This is a genomic window from Oleiphilus sp. HI0067 (genome assembly GCF_001635735.1).
Map to the genome: position 1 here is coordinate 1 of NZ_LWFI01000254.1, position 665 is coordinate 665.

Genomic DNA, 665 nt, shown 5'->3' on the forward strand with positions numbered 1-665 from the left:
AAATGCCGAATGTTAGCCCGGCCACTACGACCATAGAGGCCTTGCAAGACAAGCATGATATTGCAATGAGAAACTCGCTCGCTAATTACTCCTTTTACCTAGGTGCGACCGAAGACAACTTAGAGCAAATTAAACGTGTAGACCCCAAGACCACCTGTGGCGTTAAGGTGTTTATGGGGGCATCGACAGGTAGCTTACTTGTTGAGGATCAAAATGCATTAGATGCTATTTTTCGTGAATGCCCCGTGCTTATTGCCACGCATTGCGAAAGAGGGCCTGTCATGGATCGAAACCTAAAGAGAATCGAAGATTTGGGGCGTGAAATTACGATTCATGACCATCCAATTATTAGAGATGATGAAGCCTGTTATGCCTCTTCATCTTATGCCGTTGGATTGGCGAAGAAGTTTGGCTCGCAGTTAAATGTTTTGCATATCACAACAGAGAAAGAGCTTAGTCTCTTTGCGTCAGGCCCAGTCGAAACGAAACACATTACTGCCGAGGCTTGCGTTCATCATCTTTGGTTTAGCGAAGAGGATTATGCTCAGAAAGGTAACCTAATAAAGTGTAATCCAGCAATTAAGAAGGCTAGTGATCGAAACGCCATATTGCGGGCTTTGCGTGATGATGTGATTGATATTATTGCAACCGATCATGCGCCGCAT

General features: G+C 44.7%; 1 pseudogene. It reads left to right on the forward strand.

The features are described 5' to 3' along the window. Positions 1 to 65 precede the first annotated feature (65 nt). Positions 66 to 665: pseudogene (locus A3739_RS03260) on the forward strand (dihydroorotase); the annotation flags it as partial.